Below are 17,764 nucleotides of genomic sequence, written 5' to 3'. Positions count from 1 at the left end.
ATCGGGCTACGCCCTCACAAAGCCGGAGACCGACCGCTTATCGTAGTTGTCGCGGAACCGCTCAGGCTAGTCGCCGCTCGATAGTCGAGCCTGGCACGGTCCTCCGGACTTTGCAGCCGCTCCCGCTCGGGCAAGGGTGTGACCGTCTTGAGCCAGGGTTCGATCGACGCGTATTGCGCAAGGGCGTGGGTCAAATCGGGCACCAAGTCCTTGATCACCGGCATATGCGGCAACGGGTAGACCTTCACAGCCTTTCTGATCTCGGCGATCGGCTTAATACAGGCCAGCGTGTTGGTGCCGTCGATATTGAATGCACAGGAACCGCAGATGCCCTCGCGGCACGAGCGGCGGAAGGTCAGGGTCGAATCGATCTCGTTCTTGATCTTGATCAGCGCGTCCAAAACCATCGGCCCACAGGTGTCGATATCCACCTCGTAGGTGTCTATGCGCGGATTCCGGCCGTCATCCGGATTCCAGCGATACACTTTGAAAGTCTTGGTTCTCGCGGCGCCGATCGGTTGCGGCCAGATGCGGCCGGCGGTCACCCTTGAATCGGCCGGGAGGCGGAGCTGTACCATCTCAGATGATTTCGACGTCGGGGTCTTGCGTGAAGGCGTCCAACTGCTGCGTAGATAAAACGATGTGCGCTCCGCCGTCCCGGCTCACCAACACCGCCTGGCGAGGCGCCTTGCCCCAAGACCATGATGTGTATTCGGGCAGCATAAGATCGTATCTGCCGAACGGGATGACAGGACCACCGTCACCGCGCAGCACGACAGGGAAGAATACCAGTGCAGTTCTCGCAGCCGGACCTGTGTCCGGATCGGCCGTCAGCAAAAGGGGTCGAAAGGCCGACCCCTGCCGGTCTTCGTCTGTCTCAACACCAATTTGTGCCGTGAGCGCCTGTGCGGCTAAATCTTGGTACATACCACTTTCCCCTATCCCGACAGGGTCACGCCTTTGTCCTGCAGCAGCGGCCGCAGTTCACCGCTCTTGTGCATTTCGCGAACGATGTCGCAGCCGCCAATCAATTCACCCTTGACGTAGAGCTGCGGGATCGTCGGCCAATTCGCATGGTCCTTGATGCCCTGGCGCAGCGCGTCGTCTTCAAGAACGTTCACAGGCGTGAACGGCACGCCGAGCTGAGACAGGACCTTGGTCACGGCGGCCGAAAACCCGCATTGGGGGGCGTCGGGCGTGCCCTTCATGAACAGCACTACGTCGTTGGCGGCAAGAGTGGCGCCAATCTGCTCAAGCGCCTGCTTTGTCGTCATATCCTTCCTCCTTTTTGGGCCTCATTGTTGACAATGCCGGCAGGAATGACCCGGCCGGCGTTTTGGTGCGGACTGACACTGCGATCAGTGCACGCTCATCGACTCCGTGTGCGGCTCCATGGCGGCGGCGGGTTCGGCTTCGTCGCTGCTCAATTCACCGGCGCTCTCCCGCGCAATATCGGCCAGCGATATCTGATCCAGGACCAGCAGGATGTGGCTTTGAGCGACTCCCACAGAAGGTCCGTGCCATGAAGAATCTGGATCGCCTCGGGTTCGAGCGTGACGGCGTTCAGGGGACGGTGGGGCCAGTCATGCGGCTCGTCGAAGGCCTGAAAGACTTCGGCCACGGTGATCCGGTGGGCAGGTCTGGCGAGGGTGTAGCCGCCACCGGGGCCATGTCTCGCCCTGACCAGGCCAGCTATGCGCAGCCGCGCCATGAGGGTTTCCGTGTACGACACGGATCGGTTGATCCAGTCGGCGAGGCCTTGCGTCGTACAGAAAGTGTCTCCCCTCTGCGCTGCCAGGCGCACCAAGGTCTCGACACCCATATAGGCGCTGCTGCTGATTTGCATCTTGTCTCCACCTCCGCTTCACTGGTGCCACTTAGTATCGAAATCGAACCAGTTTAGTATGGATTCCAAACTACCATCTTGTCAATATAGTTGGGAATCGCTATTATATGACCCTGCGAGGATGAGGGGCAGGCAGAAGGAGGCTGAAATGGACAGTCGCGTCATCGCTGAGTTGGTCGTCCATCTTGGGCGTATCGCGTCCGGAGACGGTCTCGTCGAGGGGCTGACGCCGGGCCAATGGGCCGTGCTCAGATACTTCGCGCGCGCCAATCGCTTTTCCCGAACACCATCGGCCTTCGCCGCGTTTCACGGCACGACCAGAGGGACGGCCTCCCAGGCGATCAAGAGCCTGGTTGCGCAGGGCTATCTGCTACAGACCCGATCCGATACCGATGGCCGCAGCGTCCGATTGGACCTCGCGGACAAGGCCAGGGCCATGCTCGCCAAAGACCCCCTCGAAGCCCTGGCGCGGGCCGCGGACGCTCTCCCCCCCGGCGTCCGCGGCCAATTTTCCAACGGTATTCAGCGCATGCTGGGCCACCTGGCCTCGGAGACAGGCAAGCCCCCCTTCGGCACCTGCGAAAATTGCGCGCATTTTGAAGGCGACGGATGTTGCCAGGAAGGGCTGGCGCCCTATGCATGCGGATTTTTGAAAGAGCCGCTCATTGAAGAGGAGCTGGACGAGCTCTGCATCAACTTCGCCACCGGCAAGGCCGTGCCCCCACGGCCCCCCGGCGTCGGAGCCGTGTAGAGATGGCCGAGCTTTCCCCGGAAATCCTCAGTATCGTCGACGGTGATGTCACCATCGATGCCGAGGCTCTGGCACCCAAGCTCGGTCTCTCCGCTGAGGCTCTGAAAGACAAAATGGCCAAGGGCCTCGTCACCAGCGTCGCTGAGACCGGGCTCGACGAGGACGCGGGTCGGATGCGCCTCACCTTCCGCTATCGCGCCCGCGTATGGCGCGTGGTGGTGGAAGCCGACGAGACGCTTGTCGAGGATCCCGTACCGGCCGGCAAGCCGGCCCGCGCGAAGGATCCGTTCAGTCTGCTCGACTTGGCGAGGGACGCGTCGTGATGCCCGACAATGCCGCCACGACCGCGACTAGCGCGCTGACTTCGCGAGTCCGGACGCATCTTTGCCGAATCGCCGGGCAGGCCACTCCAATCACCTATCAAGCGCTCGCCAAGGCCTTGGACCTGACGCCGCCGAACACGATCCATCAGGTCACGGTCGCACTCGAATACCTCATGGCGGAGGATGCCGCCGCGGGCCGCCCATTGATTGCGGCGCTCGTGGTCAGCAAGGCGCGGGGCGGATTGCCGGCGCCGGGCTTTTTCAATACCGCGCAGCGGCTTGGGCGCTTCGGCGGCGATCCTTCGGGACCGGGGGCCCCGGCGTTTTACGCGGCAGAGTTCGATGCGGCCGTCGCATTCTGGCGCGCCGCCGCCGAAGCCACAGAGACGGATGACGTCGCATGACCTCTTTTTTCACGGCGCCCGCGAAGCAAGACCAGACGCACTTGGCGTCAGACCGCAAGGTCGAGGACCGACGACCTCGCGTGGTCATTGTCGGCGCCGGCTTCGGTGGACTTACGGCCGCCAGGAACCTCGCCAAAGCGTCCGTAGACGTCACGCTGATCGACCGCGAGAATCACCATCTCTTCCAGCCGCTGCTCTATCAGGTGGCTACGGCGGGGCTGTCGCCGGCGGACATCGCCTGGCCCATTCGCCGGCTCGTCCGTCGGCAGAAGAACACCCGCGTCCTGCTCGGCGACGTCACCGGCGTCGATCGAGCCCGCAAATGTGTCATCTTGGGCGATCGCGAGATCGGCTACGACATTCTCGTGCTCGCGACCGGCGCGGCGCACGGCTATTTCGGTAACGACAACTGGGCCGCCTACGCGCCGGGTCTGAAGGCGATCGACGACGCAACGGAGATCCGCCGCCGTCTGCTTCTGGCGTTCGAGCGCGCCGAGATGGAGCGCGACCCCGAAAAACACCGCCGGCTCTTGACAATCGTCATCGTCGGCGGCGGACCGACCGGCGTCGAAATGGCGGGAGCCGTGGCGGAACTGGCGCGCAAGGCGCTTGCGGCCGACTTCCGCGCCATCGATCCCGGAAAGACCCATGTGGTGCTGGTCGAGGCTGGCCCTAGGCTGCTTGCGAGCTTTCCGGAGCACCTGTCTCGCTACGCCGCCGACGCGCTTGCCCGCCTGGGCGTGGATGTCCGACTGGGGTGCGCCGTGACAGATTGCGATGCGGCCGGCGTCACCCTAGGCGACGAAACCGTGTTGGCGGCTACAGTGATCTGGGCCGCCGGTGTCAAGGCCTCGCCGGCCGCCGACTGGCTCGGGTTGGAAGCCGATCGCGCCGGTCACGTCCCGGTCGGGCCAACCCTCAAACCACCGGGTGCGGAGGATGTTTTCGTCATCGGCGACACGGCGCTCGCCCGTGATGCCGCCGGCGCAGCTCTGCCCGGCATCGCCCCTGTCGCCAAGCAGCAGGGCGCCTATGTGGCCGACGCGATCAAGGCGCGGGCCGCCGGCAAGGCCGCACCGCCGCCCTTCCACTACCGCGATCGTGGCCAGCTCGCCACGGTCGGGCGCCAGGCGGCTGTCATCGTGTACAAAAGTCTGCGTATCAAGGGCCGGCTTGCATGGTGGATTTGGGGCGTTGCCCATATTTATTTCCTCATCAGCCTGCGCAACCGGCTGCTCGTCACAACGCAGTGGCTCTGGTCCTACGTCACCTTCGAGCGCGGCGCGCGGCTGATCACCGGCACTCGGGCGCGACCCGAAAGCGACCAAACAGACACGCACACCAATAACGCGCCGTTATCTGACGACGGGCAAGAAGCGGCGTGATCGCCGAACGACACCTGTAACTGGGAAACCACAGGACTCATCGAACAAGGACAGTTGCAACATGTTCAATCAGACGGAGCGTCGGACGGACAAGGACATCGCGGGAACGGATCAAACGCAAAGCGCCGGTTGCGATATCGATGTTCACGCCCTGGCCCGGATGCGTGCCGAGGGGGCCGCCCACACCGTTCTCGACATCCGCGAGCCGGCCGAACTGGCGATCTGCAGCATCGGGCACAGCGTCTCGATGCCGATGCAAGAGGTTCCGCAAAGCGTCGAGACCTTGCCGCGCGGGCACCCGCTCGTCGTTGTCTGCCATCACGGGGTGCGCAGCGCCATGGTGGCGGATTTCCTGCGCAACTGCGGCTTTGACAATGCCTGGAACCTGGCCGGCGGGATCGATGCCTGGGCCCGGCTCGTGGAGCCCGGCATGCCGCGCTATTAGGAAAGACGGATATGGATGCGATGACAGCCCTGTTTCACGTCAAAAAATTCGCCCAGGATCGCCTCACCGTGACCGCGCCGAATCAGGGGCTCCACGAGGTCACGGGGGATATCCTGGCTTGGCTCGAAGGACAAACCGTTACCGTGGGGCTGTTGACCCTCTATCTGCGCCACACCTCCGCCTCGCTCCTCATTCAGGAGAACCACGACCCGGACGTGCTGCGCGATCTGGAGGACTTCTTCGCCGCGCAGGCGCCGGAAGACACCGCCCTTTACCGTCACGACGCCGAGGGCGCCGACGACATGCCGGCCCACATCAAGGGCGCACTGACCCAGACGCACCTTGCCGTTCCGATCTGCGCCGGAGAACTGCTGCTGGGCCGTTACCAGGGCATCTTCCTGTTCGAGCATCGGCGGACGCCCCGAGCCCGCGAGGTCGTTCTCCATTTCGAAGGCCAATGAGGACGCAGCGCCCATCTTCCGTTAGGCGAGAAGGCAAGACGATGACCCATTTCGATAGAGCCCAAACGGCACCGACAACCCCTCCAATTTACCCGGCGGTGATCTCGTCGCGTCCGGAAGGGCCCATGATCGACCCGTTCGAGCGCACCATCACGTATCTGCGTGTTTCCGTGACCGATCGCTGCGACTTTCGCTGCGTCTATTGCATGGCCGAGAACATGACGTTCTTGCCCAAGGCGGAACTGCTCACGCTCGAAGAGCTCGACCAGCTGTGCTCCGCCTTTGTACGTCGCGGCGTCCGCAAGCTGCGTCTCACCGGCGGCGAACCACTCGTTCGCCGGAACGTCCTGTGGCTGTTCCGGCGCCTCGGACGCCATGTGGAGCGCGGCGCGCTCGACGAGGTCACGCTGACGACCAATGGCTCGCAGCTCTCGCGCTTCGCTGGCGATCTGTACGCCGCTGGCGTCAGGCGCGTGAACATCTCCCTGGACACACGCGATCCCGAGAAGTTCCACAAGATCACGCGCTGGGGCAAGCTGGACAAGGTTCTGGGCGGGATCGACGCAGCCCAGGAAGCCGGTCTCAAGGTCAAGATCAATGCCGTGGCGCTCAAGGGAACGAACGAGCACGAACTGCCCGAGATGATCGCATGGGCGCATGGCCGCGGCATGGATTTCACGGTGATCGAGACCATGCCGCTCGGCGATATCGATGGAGACCGCACGGATCAGTATCTGCCGCTTTCATTGCTGCGGGCGAAACTCGCCGAGCGCTGGACTCTGGACGACATCGACTACAAGACCGGCGGGCCGGCCAGATATGTTCGTATTCGCGAGACCGGCGGTCGACTCGGCTTCATTACGCCGCTGACTCACAACTTCTGTGAGTCCTGCAACCGTGTGCGCCTCACCTGCACCGGTACGCTCTACCTGTGCCTCGGTCAGGAGGACGCGGCGGACCTCCGCGCACCTCTTCGCGCCTCCGACAACGACGATCTGCTCATGGCCGCCATGGACGAGGCGATCGCCCGCAAGCCGAAGGGCCATGACTTCGTCATAGACCGCCGCACCAAGTCGCCGGCGGTTGCGAGGCATATGAGTGTCACGGGTGGATAGCCACGTGGGCGCCCTGCGATATCCCCGCTCGCACCCTGAGCAACTATCGATTACGGAGATTTGAAACATGTTTATCCAAACCGAACAGACGCCCAATCCGGCGACATTGAAATTCCTTCCCGGCGTCGCCGTGATGGACCACGGCACAGCGGACTTTTCGACACGGGAAGAGGCCGCCCGCTCACCTTTGGCAAGCCTGCTTTACGACGTGGACGGCGTTTGTGGCGTGTTTTTTGGTGGTGACTTCATCACCGTCACCAAGGCCGACGACATTGACTGGACGCTGATCAAGCCCGCGATCCTCGGCGCGATCATGGAGCATTTCACGTCCGGACAGCCCCTGCTGAACGCAGATGCGCGCACGTCCGGGCATGCCGAGTCGGATGATGAGGACGAACTGGTCACCCAGATCAAAGAGCTGCTGGATACGCGGGTGCGCCCCGCCGTCGCCCAGGACGGCGGTGATATCCTGTTTCATGGTTTCGAGCGCGGCGTGGTCTACCTGCACATGCAGGGCTCCTGCGCGGGCTGTCCAAGCTCGACAGCCACCCTGAAGGCCGGGATCGAAAACATGCTGCGGCATTACATCCCGGAAGTGATCGAAGTGCGCCCGGTATGACGCAAAGACAGCGCGCCTACCCAAAGATAGATTCAGCGGCGAAAGAGGGGAATGCCTGGGCCAAGTTCACCACAGTGGAACTTGAGACAAAGCTTGCGGAACTTCGGAAGCTGGTCGGCAGCGGCACCCTGACGGCTCGTTCGTTGGAACATCAGTTTGCGGAAATAGGGATCATCGAAAACGAGTTGGCAAAACGCGATGGCGGGTGACGGGTATGCGAAGTTCAAGAACGACCGGGGCGTTCCGGAGATCCGAATCGGGGTTAAAGAGTTCAAGTGTGCCGGTGCTTCCGCGCCCCAGGACCACCCGCACGTCTACCTTAATATGGGCGCAGCGGACACGATCCTCTGTCCTTATTGCGCGACCTCGTTCCGCTGTGACCCTCGGCTCGGACCGCATGAGGCGGATCCGCCGGACAGCATCTTCATGGACGACTTAGAACAGTGAGTAGGAAGGTTTGATGCCCGAGAACGCGACACAAAAACTCATCGAGAGTCATCTGGTCGACGGAGAGATGACTCCTGGCGCCCCGATTGAGCTCAGAATCGACCAAACCCTGACCCAGGACGCAACGGGGACCCTAGCCATGCTGTCGCTGGAAGCGATCGGGCTCGACCGGGTGAAGACCGAGGCCAGCGTCCAGTATGTCGATCACAATCTGCTGCAGATCGACAATCTGAATCCGGACGATCATCTCTTCCTCGAAAGCGCCTGCCGGCGCTTCGGCGTCTGGTACTCGCGGCCGGGCAACGGCATCAGCCATGTGGTGCACATGCAGCGCTTCGGCAGACCCGGCAAGTCTCTCCTCGGCGCCGACAGCCACACGCCGGCGGCGGGGGCGCTCGGCATGTTGGCGATTGGGGCCGGCGGCCTCGACGTGGCGCTTGCCATGTCGGGCGAGCCCTTTCCGACGGCCATGCCCGAGATCTTCGGCGTCAGGCTCGTGGGCGAACTGCCCGACTGGGTCAGCGCCAAGGATGTGATCCTGGAGATGCTGCGCCGCCATGGAGTCTCGGGCGGCGTCGGCAAGATCATCGAATACTATGGCCCGGGCCTGGCGGGCCTCAGCGCGATGGATCGGCATGTGATCGCCAATATGGGTGCCGAGCTTGGCGCGACCACCACGGTTTTCCCGTCCGATGAAGAAGTCAGGCGCTTCCTCGCCAGCGAGGGAAGGGACGAGGACTGGGTCGAGTTCGCGGCCGATGACGGCTGTGCCTACGATCATCACGACGAGATTGACCTGTCCCGTCTCGAACCCCTGATCGCCAAACCGTCGAGTCCGGGCAACGTGGTGCCGGTCAGCGAGATCGCGGGCGAAGAGATCTACCAAGCTTATATCGGATCGTCGGCCAATCCGGGCTGGCGGGACTTTGCCGTGGTGGCGGAGATCGTGCGCGGAAAGACCGTCCCGCCTGTGATCTCCTTCGACATCAACCCCACCTCTCGACAACTCCTGGAAATGCTGATCGCCGACGGCCGGCTTGGCGCCCTGGTGGCCGCCGGCGCGCGGATACATCAGGCCGGCTGCAACGGTTGCATCGGCATGGGTCAGGCGCCTGCAATCGGGCGCAACTCGCTGCGGACGACGCCGCGCAACTTTCCGGGCCGGTCGGGGACCAGGGAAGATTCGGTTTTCCTGTGCTCCCCCGAGACCGCCGCCGCCTCGGCGCTTACGGGCAAGATCACCGATCCCCGATCACTCGATATGCCCAGCCCGCGATTTAGGCATCCGGAGAAGACTATCGTGACAATGGCGATGCTCGATGCACCACCGCCGCCGGAGGAGTCGCGTTCCGTCGAATTGATCAAGGGTCCGAACATCAAGTCGCTTCCCGAGTTCGACCCGCTGCCTGACACGTTCGGGCTGCCGGTGATCCTCAAGATGGGCGACGACGTCTCGACCGACGAGATCATGCCGGCGGGCGCGAGGGTGCTGCCTTACCGGTCGAACATCCAGAAGATCGACGACTTCTCGTTCGAGCGTATCGACAGGACCTATCTGGAGCGAGCGCGCGCGGTGCGCGGCAGCACCGGACATGCCGTGATCGCGGGTGAAAATTACGGCCAGGGATCGTCGCGCGAGCATGCGGCCATCGCACCCCGCAATCTCGGCCTGAGGATTGTGCTGGTCAAAAGCTTCGCGCGCATCCATCGCCAGAATTTGGTCAATTACGGCGTGCTGCCGCTTGTTTTCGCCGACACGGGCGACTACGAGCGCCTTGACCAAGGCGACGTCCTCGTTGTGCGCGACCTGCATCGAACGCTCAAGGCAGGCGACGACGTCAGCCTTGAGGTCGAAGGCAAGGACTCGATTTGCACCAGACACAACCTCACCGACAAGCAGATTGCCGTGATCCTGGAGGGAGGCCTTATCAACTGGCGGCGTAAATCATTGGCGACGGAGCCATGACCTACAGCCGCTCCGCGCCCATCTCGAACGTGCTGACCACCGCCGGTCGCACAAGTGGACCTGAAAGCCTTCTCCGTGCTGGGCGCATGGTGCCTCCCTTCATTCCACTGAAAAGATCGCACCGTCAAAGCACAGGATCAAACGCCTAAAGGAGACTTTGCCCGCATGTTCCGGCGACTTCAGTCCTGCAACAATTTGGAAGACATGCGGCTGCTTGCCAAACAGCGGCTGCCGGGCCCGATCTTTCACTTGTCGCTACCGAAAAACCTATCCGTATGAGATTCGCTTCGACTCGGCGGACCGTGACATGATCTCGATCGATGATCGGGCTGGCCAGAGCACTGTGGTGGAAACTAATCTTGCTGCTCAAGTCGCGCAGGCGGCTGGAATCTGAGAATCTGGCCTTGCGGCACCAAGTGGCCGTGCTGCGCCGTTCGGTGCCACGGCGTCTACGGCTCCAACGCGGAGATCGGCTCCTGTTCGTTTGGCTCTATCGGCTGTGGCCGGGCGTTCTGAACTCGATCGTCATTGTCCAGCCTGAGACGGTGGTGCGGTGGCATCGGCGTGGCTTCAAGGCGTTCTGGCGCTGGGAGTCCCGACATCGGCCCGGTCGGCCGGGGATCCCCAATGAAATCAGAGACCTGATCCGCGAAGTCAGCCTGGCCAATCCCCTGTGGGGCGCGCCACGGATTCACGGCGAGCTCTTGAAGGTCGGGATCGAGGTGGCGCAGTCGACCGTCGCGAAATACATGATCAAGCACAGTCGCCCACCTTCGCAAGCTTGGAAGACCTTTCTTCGGAATCACGCCGAGGGCATCGCGTCGATCGATTTCGTCGTGGTTCCTACCGCAGCCTTCAAATTGCTGTTTGGCTTGGTCATCCTGCGCCACGACCGGCGTCGCTTAGCTCATGTTGCTGTCACCGCCAATCCAACGGCCAACTGGATCGCGCGCCAGATCTCCGAAGCCTTTACCTTGGGAATCGGCGCCAGATTTCCTTGTTCGCGATCGTGATGGCGCCTACGGAGCGGTGTTCAAGCGCCGGATCAGGGCCATGGGTATCAGGGATCGCCCCACGGCTCCCAGGTCGCCATGGCAAAACGCCTATGTCGAACGGCTGATCGGGTCCGTTCGCAGAGAGTGCCTGGACCACCTCATCGTCTTCGGCGAAGTGCATCTCCGCCGCGTGCTAACCGCCTACGCTGACTATTACAACGGCACCCGCACGCATCTTTCATTGAACAAAGATGCGCCGCTTCGCAGACCAATCCAATGGCAAGGCCAGCTTCAATTCGTTCCCCATCTCGGTGGCCTGCACAATTCCTTAGTCCGGATCTAATTTTCAGTAGGGACAGGTTGTGGGCCCAGGATTATGGTTAGGTTTGAGCCGCCCACTGCATCCAATTGCACTGAGCAACCCACGCTTCTACGACGCGGAATATGGGATTCAATTTGAGCTGGTTGCGGGCCCGGACAACCAGCGCAAGCCGTCCAGCGCTGGCTCAAAGCTTCCCCGGCCGCGCTCGGCTTCTTGGATCGTTCGGAGATGGTGGTCCAGACTAAACGGATCGTCAGCCGCTCTCCTTAGGTGTTCCTGAGATCGAGCAAAGCGCGCTCATGGCGTCGCATGGGCTTCATGCCGTTTGTTAGGACGAGCACATCCTGCCCCCGCCTTAAGGCGCCGCCTCAGCGCGGATCGCCTTGATGCGCTGCATTCCGCCGAGCTGGTCGGCGAAGGCGTCCCAGACGGTGCGGGCGCTCTCCACCCATTCCTGGCGGTCGGCGGGCTGGACGATTTCGGCCCCGGCCGCGATCGCCTGTTCCATAGAGGCGCGCTCGTCGGCGACGAGGAGGACGAGATTGGCGAGGAGGAGCACGGCCAGCGGCTCACTGACACCGGCGAAGAGGTCCACGACGAGGCGCGGCAGCCCGTCCACCGCCAGCATGAAGACGAAGGGGGCAGCGGTGCCGATCAGGAGGCCGACGGCTGCCGCCTCGCGCCCTGCCTCGGCGAAGGTTGCGGCCAGCGTCCCGGCCCCGGCACCTCTCCGGATGAAGAGGGCGACGAGGAGCGCGTAGAGCGCCGCAAGCCCGGCCGCCTCCGTCGTCGTCACCACGCCGAAGCGGATGCCGAAGAGGATGACGAGGGCAAGACCGATGACCGGCATGGCGCGAAGGAGTGCCTTGCGGCGCGCACCCTGCCCCGCCTTCGCTCCCCCAGGCACGGAACCGGAGAGCAGATACAGCGCCAGCGCCAGCGCAAGGCAGATGAGGAACCCCGCCGCGAGGCCGCCGGCAAAGAGCGAGCCGACCGAAAGATCGGTTGCGGCCGCCAGGATCAGGAAGGCGATCGAGGGAGGAACGATGTTGGGAAGAATGGACGTCGCCGCCACGATCGCCGCCGCCCTCTCCGGCCGGTAGCCGCTTTGCACCAGCGCCGGCGCGAGGACCTTGGCGCCGAAGGCGGCGTCCGCGATCGAGGAGCCGGACATGCCCGAGATCATCAGGTTGGTGACGAGCGTCGTCTGCGCCATGCCGCCGCGACGATGCCCGACGAGGGTCGCCGCCAGCGCGACGAGGCGCTCGGCAAGGCCGCCGGCGGTCATCAGGGCGCCGGCCAGGAGAAAGAACGGGATCGCCAGCAGCAGGAAGCGGCCGATCCCCGCGACGCTGTTCTGCACGATGGCGGCTTCCGGCAGGAGCGCACCGAAGGGAATGGCGAGCGAGGCCGCGGCGATCAGCGAATGCGGCAAGGGCGCGCCGATCAGCAGCGCGAATAGGGCGAAGCCGCCGGCGAGGACGCTCGGCCTTGCCAGCGGCTCGAAGGCACTGAAGCTCGCGACGAGATAGAGGCCGATGCCGAGCAGGAGCGCCAGCGTTCCGGCGATCGCCCGCCCGTGTCCCCAGGCGCGCAGCCATCCGAGCAGCACCGCGGCGCCGGCGCCGAAGAGGACCGGGACGAAGCGCCAGCCTTCGGGGGCGCCCAGGACGGTCGAGACGCCGCCGATCTCCTCGATCACCGTTCTCGCCCCGAACAGGAAGACGAGGCAGGCGTGGACGACGACGGCGTCGCCGAAGATCTCGCAGGCGAGCTGCCCTCGCCGCCCGAGCCGGCCGGCGAGGATGTCGAGCCGCATGGCGAGCGCGCCGTTGGAAACCAGCGGCAGCCCGGCGAAGACCAGCGCAACATGCAGCCACAGCGCCAGTTCCTCGGCCCCGACGATGGAGGAGCCGAAGAGATAGCGGGCCGCCACGGCCGCGAGCACGACGCCGAGCAGCCCGGCGAGCAGGACGCCGACGAGCAGCCCGCAAAGCCGCTCCAGCCATGTCGCGAGACGCAACGCCAGGCTCTGGCCGGCGAGGGCGTTCGTTGCAATCATGCGAGGCAAGCGGGTCATCGGCGGCCTAAGCTGACGGCCACCAGTGGTGGAAATGATGGACGGGGCCGCGCCCCTGCCCGACATCGAGCTCGTCCGCCCGAACCAGCGCTTGCGTGAGATACTCCTTGGCGAAGGCGACCGCGTCGCCGAGCGCATCGCCTTTGGCAAGTCGCGCGGTGATGGCGGCTGCGAGCGTGCAGCCGGTGCCGTGATCATGCGTCGTCGTCACACGGCGCGCGGCAAAGCGATGGACCGCCGCGCCGTCGAAGAGGAGATCGACGCTCTCCTGCCCCTTCAGATGCCCTCCCTTGATGAGGACCGCACGCGCGCCAGCCTCCATGATCCGCTCGGCCTGGCGCGCCATTGTCGCTTCATCCTCGGCGATGGGCGATCCGGACAGGAGGGCTGCTTCCGGCAGGTTCGGCGTCACCAGCATGGCGAGCGGCACCAGTTCCCGCCTCAGCGCGGCGACCGCGTCCTCCTCCAGGAGGCGATCGCCGGAGGTCGCGATCATGACCGGATCCAGCACCGCCGTTCGGCCATGGCGCAGCAGCGCCGAGGCGATCGCCTCGATCACGGCCTTGTTGGAGGCCATGCCGATCTTGACGGCGCCGACCTTGAGGTCCGACAGCACGGCGTCGATCTGCGCCGTGACGATCGCCGGCGACAGCGTCTCGATCGCGCTGACGCCACGCGTGTTCTGCGCCGTGACGGCGGTGATGACGCTCGCCCCGTAGACACCGAGGGCCGAGAAGGTCTTGAGGTCGGCCTGGATGCCGGCGCCGCCGCTGCTGTCGGAGCCCGCGATGGTCAGCGCGATGGCGGTCATGATCCTCGTCCCTTCAGTGCTTCGTCGACGGTCGCTCGAAACGCCTGTGCCGCAGTCCGCGGATCGCCGGTCTCGAAGATCGCGGAGATGGCCGCGACCCCGTCCGCCCCCGCCGCGATCACCTGCGGAACCTGTGCAAGCTCGATGCCCGCGATCGCCCCGACCGGCAGGTCCGGCCGGCTCTCGCGGATGATCGCGACGAGGCGCGACAGGCCCTCGAGGCCGACGGGCGGATCGGGATTGTCCTTCGACAGCGTCGCGAACACGCCGCCGACGCAGGCGTAGTCGATCGGAGCGGCGGCGGCGGCGCGCGCATCGGCCTCGTTCTTCACCGTCAGGCCGATGATCGCCGCCGGGCGGCAGAGCCGGCGCGCCTCCTCGGGGCGCATGTCGTCCCGTCCGAGATGGACGCCGTCGGCGCCCGAGGCCAAAGCGACGTCGAGCCGGTCGTTGACGACGAAGGGAACGCCTGTTCCTGCAAGAGCCACGCGGATGGCCGTTGCGCGCTCCACCATCAGCCTCGTCGAGGCTTGCTTGTCGCGATACTGGATCAGCGTCGCGCCGCCCAGCGCCGCTTCGCGGGCCAGAGCCGGCAGATCGGCGCCAGGCAGGGCGCCCGCGTCGACGATCGGGTTCAGGCGATAGTCAAGCTGCGCCATCGTCGACCCTCCCCCGTTCCATGACGTCCGCCGGCGTCGCATTGGCGACGGCATCGAGCAGCGCCGCGGCGAATGTGCCGGGCCCGCGCGCGGTCTCGGCCGCGATCTCGGCCGCGACGCCGAGGAAGAGCAGCGCACTTGCAGCGCCCGTCAGCCGGTCCTGCCCGAGCGCGAGAAACGAGGCGATGAGCGCGCCAGAGAGGCAGCCCGTCCCCGTCACCGCGGCCATCAGCGGATGACCGTTGCGAATAGCGAGCTCGCGGCCTGCAAGCCGGACGAGATCGGAAGCCCCGGTCTGGATGACGATCGTGCCGGGCGGCGCCTCGCCGAGAACCGCGATCTCCTTGGCATTGCCGCGCGTCACCGCGGGTCCGCGCGCAAGGAGCTGGCGCGCGAAGGCGAGCCGGAGCGGCGAGAGCTCGCAGTGGACGGGATCGAGCGCCCAGGGCCGGCCCGTCGTCTCGAACGTGTCGAGCCCGAGCATGATCGCCTCGCGCCGACCGGGATCGAGCGTGCCGAGATTGACGAGGAGCGCGTCGGCCTGGCGCGCGAAATCGGCCACCTCGTCGAGACTCGACGTCATGGACGGAACGGCGCCGAGCGCCGAGAGCCCGTCGGCGGTGAACTTCTGCACGACGCTGTTGGTCAGGCAGTGCACCTTCGGGCGGCGCTCCCGCACCTCGCCCAGCAGCCGCGCAGCCGCCTCGATGACAGGATGGACCGTCACCAGACGACCACCGCCAGATCGTCCACCGCAGGTGCGGCCTCGATCAGTCCCGCCTCCGCCAGGAACGCGCCGAAGCGCTCGTAGCGGCCCCGGTCGAGCGCGGCGGGGCGCTTGGCGAAGCGTGGCAGCGTGTCGATCCAGGCCTGCCGGTTCAGCTCGTCGTCAAGGTCGGGATAGGCCTCGACGAAGAGCTGCCAGGATTCCTCGGGATGGTTGGTCAGATGGATCGCGCCCTTCTCCACCGCTTCCAGGAAGCGCGGCAGCCGGTCGTCGCCGACGAGGTCGTCATGCGTGATGTAGATGAGCTCGTCATAGGCCGGCACGCCGTGCTCCTCGGGAAAGAACGAGCGCGCCTCGGTCCCCGCAAGCCGCATCTGCGTCGGCTCGAAATTGCGAAAGCCGCCGATCGTGGCGTCGACTTGGCCGGCGATCAGCGAGGCGGTCAGGGCGAAGTTGACGTTGACGAGCTCGATGTCCTCTGCCGAGACCCCTTCGGAGGCGAGCATGCGGCCGAGCATCACGTCCTCGAAGCCGGAGACGGAGAAGCCGACCCGCTTGCCCTTGAGATCGGCGAGGCTCTCGATCTCGCCGTCGGCGAGCACCGTCACGGTGTTCAGCGGCGTCTCGACCAGCGTCCCGAAGCGCTTCAGCGGCAGTCCCGCCGCGTGGTCGAGATAAAGGTTCGGCTGGTAGTGGATGGCGATCTCGGCTTGGCTCGCGGCGACCAGGCGCGGCGGCGCCGATGGATCGGACGGGGCGAGCAGTTCGACCTCGAGGCCGAGATCCTCGAAGAAGCCGAGTTCCTGGGCAACGACCAGCGGCGCATGGTCGGGATTGACGAACCATTCCAGAAGCACCGTCAGCCTTTCCGGGCTCGCACCCTGCTCCTGTGCCTGGGAGACGGTGGCGAAGGGCGCCAGAATGAGGCTCGTGGCAACAGCTAGGCTTCTAAACATCGGGAGTTCCTTTCGAGATATTCGCATGGGGCTCAGGACTCCTTCGCCCAGGGCACGAGCAGCCCCGCGAGTTCGTCGACGAGGAACCGGAGGGCGAGCGTCAACACCGCGAGGATGAGGAGCGCGGCAAAGAGGATGTCGGTCTGCATACGAGCGTTTGCCTGGAGCATGATGAAGCCGAGGCCTCCCGAGGCGCCCACCCATTCGCCGATGACCGCTCCGAGCGGAGCGAGCGGGGCGGCCACGCGTAAACCGGTAATGAGCCCGGGCAGCGCCAGCGGAATCCGAATCAGGCGCAAGATCTGCCAGCGGTCGGCGCCCGAGAGCGCCGCGGCCTCCAGCAACGTCGGGTCCGTCCGGCGCAGGCCATCGGCAAAGGCGGAAGCCACCGGAAAGAAGATGATGAGGCCGGCCATCACCACCTTGGAGGCGAGACCGAAGCCGAACCAGAGCACGAGGAGCGGCGCGATCGCGAAGACCGGCAGCGCCTGAAGCACCAGGATCACCGGCCAGACGACCTGCATCATGCCGGGCAGCGACGTGACCGCCAGCGCGATGACGATCCCCGCAAGCGTCCCGAAGATCAGCCCGAGGACGATCTCCAAGAGGGTGATGCCGGCGTGGTGGAGAAGGAAGGCATGCCGGTCGATCAGCGTCGCGAACACGTCGAGCGGCGCCGGCAGCATGAAGTGCGGTGGCGAGAGGATGAGGATCGAAAGCTGCCAGAGGACGAGCACGGCCAGCGTCCCGGCGAAAAGCGTCGTCAGAATGCGGCTCATCCGCCGCGACCCTTGCGCACGCGCCCCGGCATCGCCCTGTCGCCAAGGCGGCAGGGCACCGCACGACCGCAGCCAATCCCGGTGGCCATGCCGCCTAGCCCGAAGCCCGGATGCCCGGCACGAACATCCGTCCGCACCGAAAGCTGGCTTGATGAAGCTGAAGCGTCCAAATCCCGTTCCTACGCCGGCATGACCCGGATCAGGTTCAAGGGTTCGGCGCTACCGCCATCTCAGCGCCTATCGGCGCACCCCTCGGATGGGTGCAAGGATGGGATGGCACAGGAAAGAAGTCAATCGCAGCCGAGAGGCAGCAAAAGCGATCGCTTGAGAAAGAGGCGATCCACCAGGGAATGCTGCGATCAATAAGAAGGTCCACAGCCACCAAAGCGAAAGCCTCGGCAGCATCCAAGACGACCGCATCATGATCCGGACGGACATGCCCTTGCATCGAGCGAGTTATTTCCGGTCGATTGCTGGCTTGGTTGAAGGTCCTGCAGGAGTGCGGCCTCGCGGGCCTCGTACTGGCGCTGCATGTCAACCGTCGCCTCATCATCTCGGCACCGACTGAGAGCGGCGGTGCAAAATTAGTCCACGGTAGCGGCGGGATAGTCCCGCTTCGGGCGGCGTAAAAGTCGGCCACCTATTTTTCTTCTGCGACGATTGCAGGAGGGTT

22 protein-coding genes, 1 pseudogene and 1 riboswitch are annotated in these 17,764 nt (G+C 64.8%); of the genes and pseudogenes, 13 read left to right on the top strand and 10 right to left on the bottom strand.

The features are described 5' to 3' along the window. Nucleotides 1–83 precede the first annotated feature (83 nt). From VSX60_RS20425 to VSX60_RS20410, 4 genes and pseudogenes are all read right to left on the bottom strand, one after another. Nucleotides 84–578 (bottom strand): annotated as a pseudogene (locus tag VSX60_RS20425) (2Fe-2S iron-sulfur cluster-binding protein); the annotation flags it as partial. Between the two features lies 1 nt (nt 579). After that, the gene (locus tag VSX60_RS20420) at nt 580–927 is read right to left on the bottom strand and encodes a hypothetical protein (RefSeq protein WP_327626097.1); all 348 of its coding nucleotides are present in this window, start codon (nt 925–927) and stop codon (nt 580–582) included. A gap of 11 nt (nt 928–938) precedes the next feature. Beyond that, the gene (gene grxD, locus VSX60_RS20415) at nt 939–1,274 is read right to left on the bottom strand and encodes a Grx4 family monothiol glutaredoxin (RefSeq protein WP_327626096.1); all 336 of its coding nucleotides are present in this window, start codon (nt 1,272–1,274) and stop codon (nt 939–941) included. Between the two features lie 149 nt (nt 1,275–1,423). Continuing rightward, nucleotides 1,424–1,846, bottom strand: coding sequence for an RrF2 family transcriptional regulator (locus VSX60_RS20410; RefSeq protein ID WP_327626095.1), 423 nt, complete (start codon nt 1,844–1,846; stop codon nt 1,424–1,426). A 148-nt stretch (nt 1,847–1,994) separates the two neighbouring features. Here VSX60_RS20410 and VSX60_RS20405 point away from each other — a divergent pair, with 148 nt between their 5' ends. The 13 genes from VSX60_RS20405 to VSX60_RS20345 all read left to right on the top strand — a co-directional run bounded on the left by VSX60_RS20405 (nt 1,995) and on the right by VSX60_RS20345 (nt 11,100). Then, nucleotides 1,995–2,597 carry a MarR family winged helix-turn-helix transcriptional regulator gene (locus VSX60_RS20405; protein ID WP_327626094.1) on the top strand — a complete coding sequence of 201 codons (603 nt, stop codon included), beginning with the start codon at nt 1,995–1,997 and terminating at the stop codon, nt 2,595–2,597. Between the two features lie 2 nt (nt 2,598–2,599). After that, on the top strand, nt 2,600–2,920 hold the full coding sequence (locus VSX60_RS20400) for a DUF6522 family protein (RefSeq protein WP_327626093.1): 321 nt from the start codon (nt 2,600–2,602) through the stop codon (nt 2,918–2,920). After that, nucleotides 2,920–3,324 carry a hypothetical protein gene (locus VSX60_RS20395; RefSeq protein WP_327626092.1) on the top strand — a complete coding sequence of 135 codons (405 nt, stop codon included), beginning with the start codon at nt 2,920–2,922 and terminating at the stop codon, nt 3,322–3,324. Before VSX60_RS20400 ends, VSX60_RS20395 begins: the two co-directional genes overlap by 1 nt. Continuing rightward, entirely contained in the window at nt 3,321–4,709 is a 1,389-nt protein-coding gene (locus VSX60_RS20390) for an NAD(P)/FAD-dependent oxidoreductase (RefSeq protein WP_327626091.1), read from the top strand. Before VSX60_RS20395 ends, VSX60_RS20390 begins: the two co-directional genes overlap by 4 nt. A 61-nt stretch (nt 4,710–4,770) precedes the next feature. After that, complete coding sequence (locus VSX60_RS20385) at nt 4,771–5,154, top strand: rhodanese-like domain-containing protein (protein ID WP_327626090.1); 384 nt, start codon at nt 4,771–4,773, stop codon at nt 5,152–5,154. Between the two features lie 11 nt (nt 5,155–5,165). Beyond that, nucleotides 5,166–5,615, top strand: coding sequence for a secondary thiamine-phosphate synthase enzyme YjbQ (locus tag VSX60_RS20380; RefSeq protein ID WP_327626089.1), 450 nt, complete (start codon nt 5,166–5,168; stop codon nt 5,613–5,615). A 125-nt stretch (nt 5,616–5,740) separates the two neighbouring features. Next, nucleotides 5,741–6,730 carry a GTP 3',8-cyclase MoaA gene (gene moaA, locus VSX60_RS20375; RefSeq protein WP_327626088.1) on the top strand — a complete coding sequence of 330 codons (990 nt, stop codon included), beginning with the start codon at nt 5,741–5,743 and terminating at the stop codon, nt 6,728–6,730. Nucleotides 6,731–6,797: 67 nt separating this feature from the next. After that, nucleotides 6,798–7,349, top strand: a complete 552-nt coding sequence (locus tag VSX60_RS20370; protein WP_327626087.1) for a NifU family protein — start codon at nt 6,798–6,800, stop codon at nt 7,347–7,349. Next, nucleotides 7,346–7,558: a hypothetical protein gene (locus tag VSX60_RS20365; RefSeq protein WP_327626086.1), complete on the top strand. Its 213-nt coding sequence runs from the start codon at nt 7,346–7,348 to the stop codon at nt 7,556–7,558. Before VSX60_RS20370 ends, VSX60_RS20365 begins: the two co-directional genes overlap by 4 nt. Beyond that, nucleotides 7,548–7,796, top strand: coding sequence for a zinc-finger domain-containing protein (locus VSX60_RS20360; RefSeq protein ID WP_327626085.1), 249 nt, complete (start codon nt 7,548–7,550; stop codon nt 7,794–7,796). The genes VSX60_RS20365 and VSX60_RS20360 overlap by 11 nt, the downstream gene beginning before the upstream one ends. A 13-nt stretch (nt 7,797–7,809) precedes the next feature. After that, the gene (locus VSX60_RS20355) at nt 7,810–9,762 is read left to right on the top strand and encodes an aconitate hydratase (RefSeq protein WP_327626084.1); all 1,953 of its coding nucleotides are present in this window, start codon (nt 7,810–7,812) and stop codon (nt 9,760–9,762) included. Between the two features lie 320 nt (nt 9,763–10,082). After that, a complete protein-coding gene (locus VSX60_RS20350) occupies nt 10,083–10,775 on the top strand; it encodes a helix-turn-helix domain-containing protein (RefSeq protein WP_327626083.1) in 693 nt (230 codons plus the stop codon). Nucleotides 10,776–10,815: 40 nt separating this feature from the next. Further along, complete coding sequence (locus VSX60_RS20345; protein ID WP_327626082.1) at nt 10,816–11,100, top strand: integrase core domain-containing protein; 285 nt, start codon at nt 10,816–10,818, stop codon at nt 11,098–11,100. A 334-nt stretch (nt 11,101–11,434) separates the two neighbouring features. Here VSX60_RS20345 and VSX60_RS20340 read toward each other — a convergent pair whose 3' ends face one another. The 6 genes from VSX60_RS20340 to VSX60_RS20315 are packed head-to-tail and all read right to left on the bottom strand — an operon-like array spanning nt 11,435 to nt 17,091. Further along, nucleotides 11,435–13,141, bottom strand: coding sequence for a TRAP transporter large permease subunit (locus VSX60_RS20340; RefSeq protein ID WP_327626081.1), 1,707 nt, complete (start codon nt 13,139–13,141; stop codon nt 11,435–11,437). Nucleotides 13,142–13,166: 25 nt separating this feature from the next. Further along, nucleotides 13,167–13,970: a bifunctional hydroxymethylpyrimidine kinase/phosphomethylpyrimidine kinase gene (thiD, locus tag VSX60_RS20335; RefSeq protein ID WP_327626080.1), complete on the bottom strand. Its 804-nt coding sequence runs from the start codon at nt 13,968–13,970 to the stop codon at nt 13,167–13,169. Next, complete coding sequence (gene thiE / locus VSX60_RS20330; protein WP_327626079.1) at nt 13,967–14,629, bottom strand: thiamine phosphate synthase; 663 nt, start codon at nt 14,627–14,629, stop codon at nt 13,967–13,969. The genes thiD and thiE overlap by 4 nt, the downstream gene beginning before the upstream one ends. After that, on the bottom strand, nt 14,616–15,356 hold the full coding sequence (locus VSX60_RS20325) for a hydroxyethylthiazole kinase (RefSeq protein WP_327626078.1): 741 nt from the start codon (nt 15,354–15,356) through the stop codon (nt 14,616–14,618). The genes thiE and VSX60_RS20325 overlap by 14 nt, the downstream gene beginning before the upstream one ends. After that, the gene (locus VSX60_RS20320; RefSeq protein ID WP_327626077.1) at nt 15,353–16,312 is read right to left on the bottom strand and encodes an ABC transporter substrate-binding protein; all 960 of its coding nucleotides are present in this window, start codon (nt 16,310–16,312) and stop codon (nt 15,353–15,355) included. The genes VSX60_RS20325 and VSX60_RS20320 overlap by 4 nt, the downstream gene beginning before the upstream one ends. Before the next feature lie 32 nt (nt 16,313–16,344). Beyond that, nucleotides 16,345–17,091 carry an ABC transporter permease gene (locus VSX60_RS20315; protein WP_327626076.1) on the bottom strand — a complete coding sequence of 249 codons (747 nt, stop codon included), beginning with the start codon at nt 17,089–17,091 and terminating at the stop codon, nt 16,345–16,347. A 159-nt stretch (nt 17,092–17,250) separates the two neighbouring features. Beyond that, a riboswitch (TPP riboswitch) is annotated at nt 17,251–17,354 on the bottom strand. Between the last annotated feature and the right edge of the window lie 410 nt (nt 17,355–17,764).

The organism is Aurantimonas sp. A3-2-R12, assembly GCF_036016755.1.
Classification (GTDB): Bacteria; Pseudomonadota; Alphaproteobacteria; order Rhizobiales; family Rhizobiaceae; genus Aurantimonas; species Aurantimonas coralicida_A.
Note: the sequence above shows the minus strand (reverse complement) of the source record. Positions and strands in the feature narration are given on the sequence as shown.